The sequence below is a fragment of the Actinomadura sp. NPDC048032 genome, assembly GCF_040653175.1.
Taxonomy (GTDB): domain Bacteria; phylum Actinomycetota; class Actinomycetes; order Streptosporangiales; family Streptosporangiaceae; genus Spirillospora; species Spirillospora verrucosospora.
Genome location: NZ_JBEZJP010000446.1, coordinates 1 through 6,680, shown reverse-complemented (window position 1 = coordinate 6,680; position 6,680 = coordinate 1). Strand labels below are relative to the sequence as shown.

The 6,680-nt window shown below is 74.6% G+C and carries 7 protein-coding genes and 1 riboswitch; of the genes, 1 reads left to right on the top strand and 6 read right to left on the bottom strand.

Annotated elements, in window-relative coordinates; translation table 11 throughout:
- Nucleotides 1–80: 80 nt before the first annotated feature.
- The 6 genes from AB0C69_RS35875 to AB0C69_RS35850 all read right to left on the bottom strand — a co-directional run bounded on the left by AB0C69_RS35875 (nt 81) and on the right by AB0C69_RS35850 (nt 4,320).
- Nucleotides 81–617, bottom strand: coding sequence for a GNAT family N-acetyltransferase (locus tag AB0C69_RS35875; protein ID WP_360359835.1), 537 nt, complete (start codon nt 615–617; stop codon nt 81–83).
- A gap of 145 nt (nt 618–762) precedes the next feature.
- On the bottom strand, nt 763–1,461 hold the full coding sequence (locus tag AB0C69_RS35870) for a GNAT family N-acetyltransferase (RefSeq protein WP_360359832.1): 699 nt from the start codon (nt 1,459–1,461) through the stop codon (nt 763–765).
- Nucleotides 1,462–1,508: 47 nt separating this feature from the next.
- Nucleotides 1,509–2,276, bottom strand: coding sequence for an antibiotic biosynthesis monooxygenase (locus AB0C69_RS35865; RefSeq protein WP_360359829.1), 768 nt, complete (start codon nt 2,274–2,276; stop codon nt 1,509–1,511).
- Between the two features lie 70 nt (nt 2,277–2,346).
- On the bottom strand, nt 2,347–2,910 hold the full coding sequence (locus tag AB0C69_RS35860; protein ID WP_360359826.1) for a copper resistance CopC family protein: 564 nt from the start codon (nt 2,908–2,910) through the stop codon (nt 2,347–2,349).
- Nucleotides 2,907–3,614, bottom strand: coding sequence for a YcnI family protein (locus tag AB0C69_RS35855; protein WP_360359823.1), 708 nt, complete (start codon nt 3,612–3,614; stop codon nt 2,907–2,909). Before AB0C69_RS35855 ends, AB0C69_RS35860 begins: the two co-directional genes overlap by 4 nt.
- Before the next feature lie 76 nt (nt 3,615–3,690).
- Entirely contained in the window at nt 3,691–4,320 is a 630-nt protein-coding gene (locus tag AB0C69_RS35850; RefSeq protein WP_360359820.1) for an MFS transporter, read from the bottom strand.
- Between the two features lie 159 nt (nt 4,321–4,479).
- A riboswitch (cobalamin riboswitch) is annotated at nt 4,480–4,623 on the top strand.
- 157 nt (nt 4,624–4,780) lie between these two features.
- On the opposite strand from AB0C69_RS35850, the gene AB0C69_RS35845 reads away from it, so the two are divergent.
- Nucleotides 4,781–6,680: ribonucleoside-diphosphate reductase subunit alpha (locus tag AB0C69_RS35845; protein ID WP_360359817.1), on the top strand; the 1,900-nt coding region annotated here is incomplete at its 3' end.

Below are 6,680 nucleotides of genomic sequence, written 5' to 3'. Positions count from 1 at the left end.
ATGAAGCCGGCCGCCGAGGGCAACCAGCGCGTGCCCCTCGCCCGGCTCCGCGAGGGAGGGGCGGCACGCGCGGTCCGCCGTCAGGCGGTGCTGTAGGTGGCGAGGGTCTCGTCGGTGCAGGCAAGGCGGAGGCCCGCCTTCTCCAGGACGCGGACCGACGCCGGGTTGGACGGCTCCACGGTCGCGACGACCCTGTCCACGCCGGGCGCGGTCAGGGCGAACGCCGTGATGGCGCGGGCGGCCTCGGTGGCGTACCCGCGGCCCCGCCGGGACGGGACGACGCCGTAACCGAACTCGACGGCCCCGTCCGCGGGCGGCCAGAACAGGCCGACGGCGCCGACCACCAGGCCGGTGGAGCGTTCGATGATCAGGCGCTGGCCGTGCTCGCCCAGCGCGGACGGGTTCCCGGCGACGAAGCCGGCGATGGCCCGGTCGCCTTCGGCGGGGAAGTCGTCCGCCCAGTGGGCGAGCCTGTCACCGGACAGGACGGCGGCGATCTCGCCGGACGTCCACGGCCGCAGGACGAGACGGCCGGTGGTGAGATCCGGTCCGGCCGGGCCCGGCCGGACCGGGTCGGAGTCGGGCAGGCCTGAAGCGGTCAGGTCGGAAGAGGACACGTGTGGCTCCTGGTCGTTCTGGACGACCGGGCCGCGCTCAGTCGCGGGCGGCCCGGACAAGGGCATGCTGAAGAAGCGCCACGCGGGCCATATTCATCAACCTCCCCTGCCGCAGGAACGCCGCAAAGCGTACTACCCGCGGCGGTCAGGGGACCCGGAAGCCGCGGAAGGTCACGTGCCTCCGTGTCTCGAAGCCGAGTCGTTCGTACAGGGCGATCGCCCGGGTGTTCGCCTCGGCCACGTGCAGGAACGGGTGGTCGTTCCGGGCCATGACGCGCGTCGCGAGCGCGCGTATCAGGCGGGCGGCGTGGCCGCGCCCGCGCGCCTCGGGGGCGGTGCAGACGGTGCTGATCTCCGTCCATCCCCGGGGCCGGAGCCGTTCGCCCGCCATGGCCACCAGCACGCCGTTGTCGCGGACGCCGAGATAGGAGCCGAGTTCGCGGGTGCGCGGCCAGAACGGTCCGGGCCGGGTCCGCGCGACGAGGTCGAGCATCTCGGGCACGCTGTCCGCGCCGAGTTCGACGATGCCGGGGTCCGCCGCGCCGGGGCCGGTCTCACCGCTCCCGGACCAGACCATCTGGAGGCCTTCCAGGACGAAGACCGGCTCCCAGTCCGGCGGCGGGGTCGCGGGGCTGCTGAACATGTCGGCGAGTTCGCCCCGCCCGAGAAGCCGGGCGAGGTCGGCCCACTCCGCGGCGTCCGGGTCGGCGGACACCGTGGAGAAGGTCGAGACCTCCGGCGGGTAGGTGGCGGTCCGGCCGAGCCGGCGGGCGAGGTGCGCGTGGTGACCGCGGAGCGACTCGCGCACGGGATCGTCGAGCGCGGCGTCGTCGCGGTCCGCCATGGTGCAGCACCTCTCCAGGCCGTACGGGGGATTCGGCGCCCTGGATGCTAGTCGGCGGGGACGTAGGGCGGTGCGACGCCCCAGCCCCAGTGCGGCATGGGGGCTTCGAGGGGCGGCTTCGCGTCCGGCTGGGAGTTGGCGAGGGCGATGCGCGTGCCCCACTCGATGTAGGACGCGAACGCGGCGCGGAACTCCGGGTCGTCCGGGAGGCCGACCTCGTCCGCCGCGTCCATGAGGAGCGAGACCCAGCGGCGCCGCTGCGCCTCGGTGATGGACTTGCCGAGGTGATGGCGCACCATGGCGGCGTAGCCGCCGCGCTCGCGGCCGTAGCGCTCCGGCCCGCGGAAGACCTCGCCGAGCCACGCCGCGACCCACTTCGGGTGGTCGGGCGCCATGTGCTCGAAGAGCGGGCGCAGCAGGTCGTCCTTGAGGACGTTCGTGTAGAAGTGCTCGGTGAGCCGCTCCAGCGCCGCGCTCCCGCCCGCCCAGTCGTACATGGTCGGGACGGACGAGCCGGCGCCGCGCACCGCCGTCCGCTCGTAGTGCCGCATCTCCTCGATCCGCTGGACGTACGGCTTGATCTCGGCGAAGAACGCGGGGAAGTGCTCGCCGCCCCGGAAGCCTCGCATGTGGCCGTCGGCCGACGTCCAGCCGATGCGCAGGATGTAGGACGACGGCTCGTCGACGCACCTGGACAGCTCGTAGTCCACGCACTCGGGGGCTGCGGCGAGGGGGACGGAGGCCCGCGCGTAGGCGGCCTCGAAGTCCTCCGCGTCCTGCGGGTCGATGCGGTAGCGGATGTACTCGACGATCATGGCGCCCCCAGGCTGCTTCCGGTCGGATTATCACTGTAATCCTGTAATCATCCGACCGGAAGCGAAACGATCAATCCTGGCGGGGTGAGCGGCGGAACCAGGCGACGGCGCCCGCCGCCGCCGCGAGGACCAGGGCGGCCAGACCGATCCAGAGCCAGCCCGACGAGCCCCCCTGATCGTCGGTGTCGTCTGTGGAGACGATGGTCTTCCGGACCGGCGAGGGGAAGGGCGGCCGGGCGGCCCCGGACGAGCCCCGCACGGTGAACGTGTAGGCGCCCTCGACCGGATGGCCGTCCGAGGCGACGACGCGCCAGCCCACGGTGTACTTCCCGTCGGGCGGCGTGCGGCCGACGGCCTGGGTGACCTTGTTGTCGACCGCCCGCGCGGGCCCGGTCTGGTACTGCCTGCCCGACCCGTCGGTCACGACCACGCGCGGCAGCCGTACCGGATCGCCGTACGTCAGGACGATCTGGGACGGGGCCGCGACCGTCGCGTCCTTCTCGGGACTCGCCGACGTCAGCGCGGTGTGCGCCGACGCCGGGACCGCGGTCGCCGCCAGGATCGCCGTGAGCGCCGTCAGGATCGCCGCGAGCACCGCCGCCCCGGCGGCCCCGCGCAGCGCCGCCCGGGTCATGCCCGGCTCCGCGCCCGGGTCACGCCGTAGGCGCCGACCGCGACGCCGGCCACGCCGACGGCGATGCCGATGCCGCCGAGCAGCCGGGCCGTTCCGTCGCCGGACGACGCGGACGATGCGGCGGCGGGCTTCACCTGCGCGGTCAGGCCGGCCGTGGCCGCCGAGCCCTTGGGGAGGAGCTTCAGCACCGGCGAGGGGTGCTCCGGCTCGTTCGCCCCCTCGGCGGGGGGCTCCTCCCACTTGACGACCTCTCCGCCGGAGTAGGTCTGGTCGGCCTTGAACACGAGCTGGTCGGTGTCGGTGGGCAGCGGCCCCATCGAGACGTCGAACTCCTCGAACCGGCCGGGCTCGATCCTGCCGCCGCTCCAGGTGATCTTCGTGACGGCCTCGGTCAGCTCGCCGCCCTCGGTCTTCACCGGCGTCGGCAGCTTGGACTTCTCGACCTTCACCGTCCAGCCGGGCAGCGGCCGGACCGACACCGACGACAGCGGGTGGTCGGCCGGCAGGCTCACCACGAGCTTGGTGGTCGAGGCGTCGTCGCGCTCGTTCGGCACCCGGAACGAGACCTTGGTGTACGAGCCCTGCTCGGCGGTTCTGGGGTTGACGCTGACGTGCGCGGACGCCGCCGCGGCCAGGCCGATCACGGACAGGGCGGCGAGGGACGCGACGGCGCCGGCGCGCCGGGCGTGCGGAAGGAAGGGCATTGCGGAACTCCGTTCGAGACGTACGGGAATGTCCGGGCGCCGCGAGTCGGCGTCCGGTGACGTACGGCGCTCCGGCTCAGGAGTGAGCGAGCGCCCTCGAACGCGGAGGGGGACCCCGCCGGACGACCTGGTGCCGCAGGACGCGCCCGGTGGCCGTGACGGCGGCCGCCGCGGGCGCCGTCCGGAGGGGGCGGGCCGGAGGCTCGGCCGGCTCCACGGCGAGCAGGGCCAGCAGCAGCCGGATCGGGCGGTCGGCGAGGGCGGCGACCCGCCGGGCGAGCGACCACGCGGCCCGCTCGCCGCGCCGCAGCCACCACGCGGCCACCAGCGCGGCCGTGCAGTGCGCGAGCGTCATCGCCAGGCCGTTCCCGCCGTGGGCGGCGGGGACCGCGACGGGTTCCGCGGCGCCCGTCATAGTGGCGTGCGCCGCGGGCGCGTGGTGGGGCGCGGTGGCCGCCGTGAACAGCGTGTGCAGGGCGAACTGGCCGCCGAGGAGCCCGCCCAGGATCGTCGCGAGCGAGCGCTCGTGGCCCGCCAGCACCAGCGTCACGCCGAGGACGGCGCCGAAGCCCGTGAGCGCCGCCCAGGCCGGCACCGCCGCGCCGCCCGCCAGGGCGTGCCCGAGGGTCGCCAGCGTCGCGCACACGGTGGCGAACACCACCGCGCGCGCGGGCCGGAACAGCGGCTGCGGCGCATGGGGGCTCATGACGGCCCCCATCGTCCCATCCCCTGCGCGCTCTGCCCAGCCGCCCCCGGACATCCGCCGCCACGCCCAACATCTTGGGGTTGTGCGTTGATCGTCGACTAGATGTAGGGTTCAGTCCCGTGCTGGTCCGCCCCCGCCGTTCGCGGCGGGGGCGGCGTGAGAGGGAACCCGGTGGGAATCCGGGACTGCCCCGCAGCGGTGAGCGGGAACGACCGCCGTCATCGAGCACTGGGCCTGGCGGCCCGGGAAGCGACGGCCAGTAGGACGCCTCGGCAGAGGCGGCGCCCGCGAGTCCGAAGACCTGCCCGCACGCGAGGCCGGGAGACCGGCCTCATCGGGGGTCCGGGTCCGTCCCGGATCGACACGTCCAGGCCTCGCGGGTGGGCCGGGGACGGAGCGCGGCCTGCCGCCGCGCGCCGTTCGCATGCCTCCGCGAGGCGGCATGCGAGGGGAGATGCACGTGACACAGGTTCTGGCCGCGCCGCCCGCGGAGATCGCCGCCGAGGTCGAGGCGGCCTGCGAGGGGGTGCCGGGCGCCGAGGCCGGGCGGGTGCTGGCCGCGGTCCGGTCCGCGGACGGGCTGGACGCGGCGGCCCTGCGGGACCTCGCGATCGGGGAGGCCGCCGCGCTCATCCCCGCCGAGCCCGGGTACTCCAGGGTGGCCGCGCGGCTGCTCGGCGTCCGGATCCGGGAGGAGGCCGCGGCCGCCGGCGTCCGGACGTTCGCCGAGTCGGTCGCCGCCGCGCACCGCGAGGGACTCCTGGCGGACGACCTGGCCGCCTTCGTCGCCGCCGGGTCCGCCGCGCTGGACGCCCTCGTCGACGACGGCGCCGACGACCGCTTCGAGTACTTCGGGCTCCGGACGGTCTATGACCGGTACCTGCTCAGGCACCCGAGGTCGCGGCTCGTCCTGGAGCGCCCGCAGCACTTCCTCCTCCGGGTGGCGTGCGGGCTCGTCGTTCCCGGCGAAGTCGGGCCGGGGGGTGTGGGGGGCCGGCTCCCCACCGGTGACATGGCGGCGGTCGAGGAGGCCGCCGAGCTGTACGCGCTGCTCAGCACCCTGTCGTACCTGCCCAGCTCGCCCACGCTGTTCAACTCCGGGGCCCGCCGCCCGCAGCTCTCGTCGTGCTTCCTGCTCGACTCGCCGCGCGACGAGCTGGAGTCCATCTACGACCGGTACGGGCAGGTCGCGCGGCTCAGCAAGTACGCGGGCGGCATCGGCGTCTCCTGGACGCGGGTGCGGTCGCGGGGCTCGCTGATCCGGGGCACCAACGGGCACTCCAACGGGATCGTCCCGTGGCTGCGCACGCTCGACTCGTCCGTCGCCGCCGTCAACCAGGGCGGCCGCCGCAAGGGCGCGGCGTGCGTCTACCTGGAGCCGTGGCACGCCGACGTCGAGGAGTTCCTGGAGCTGCGCGACAACACCGGCGAGGACGCCCGCCGCACCCACAACCTCAACCTGGCCAACTGGATCCCGGACGAGTTCATGCGCCGCGTCGAGGCCGACGCGACGTGGTCGCTGTTCGACCCGAAGGAGGTCCCCGAGCTGGTCGACCTGTGGGGCGACGAGTTCGACGCGGCCTACCGGGCGGCGGAGCGGGAGGGGCGGTTCGTCCGGCAGGTCCCGGCCCGCAAGCTGTACGGGCGCATGATGCGGACGCTCGCGGAGACGGGCAACGGCTGGATGACGTTCAAGGACGCCGCCAACCGCGCCTGCAACCAGACCGCCGAGCCCGGCAAGGTCGTCCACCTGTCGAACCTCTGCACGGAGATCCTGGAGGTGACGGGCGACCGCGAGGCCGCCGTCTGCAACCTCGGGTCGGTGAACCTGGCCGCGCACGTCGGGCCGTCCGGCGTCGACTGGGAGCGGCTCCGGTCGACGGTCCGCACCGCCGTCCGGTTCCTGGACCGCACCATCGACCGGGGCTTCTACCCGACTCCCGAGGCGGAGAAGGCCAACCGCAAGTGGCGGCCGGTCGGGCTGGGCGTGATGGGCCTCGCGGACGTCTTCTTCACGCTGCGCCTGCCGTTCGACTCGGCCGAGGCGCGCGAGCTGTCGACGCGCATCGCCGAGGAGATCGCCCTCGCCGCCTACAACGCGTCCGCCGACCTCGCCGCCGCCCACGGGCCGCTGCCCGCCTACGGCGCGACCCGCACCGCGCGCGGCGAGCTCCACCTGGACCACTTCCCGGACGCGGCGCCGTCCCGTCCCGCCGACTGGGACGCCCTGCGCGCCCGGGTCGCGGAGGTGGGCCTGCGCAACTCGCTGCTCGTCGCGATCGCGCCGACCGCGACGATCGCGTCCATCGCGGGCTGCTACGAGTGCATCGAGCCGCAGGTGTCCAACCTGTTTAAGCGCG

Excerpts from the sequence above, each read along its gene's own strand:
- AB0C69_RS35870 (WP_360359832.1), bottom strand. The coding sequence starts at position 1,461 with ATGGCGGACCGCGACGACGCCGCGCTCGACGATCCCGTGCGCGAGTCG.
- AB0C69_RS35865 (WP_360359829.1), bottom strand. The coding sequence starts at position 2,276 with ATGATCGTCGAGTACATCCGCTACCGCATCGACCCGCAGGACGCGGAG.
- AB0C69_RS35860 (WP_360359826.1), bottom strand. The coding sequence starts at position 2,910 with ATGACCCGGGCGGCGCTGCGCGGGGCCGCCGGGGCGGCGGTGCTCGCG.
- AB0C69_RS35855 (WP_360359823.1), bottom strand. The coding sequence starts at position 3,614 with ATGCCCTTCCTTCCGCACGCCCGGCGCGCCGGCGCCGTCGCGTCCCTC.
- AB0C69_RS35850 (WP_360359820.1), bottom strand. The coding sequence starts at position 4,320 with ATGAGCCCCCATGCGCCGCAGCCGCTGTTCCGGCCCGCGCGCGCGGTG.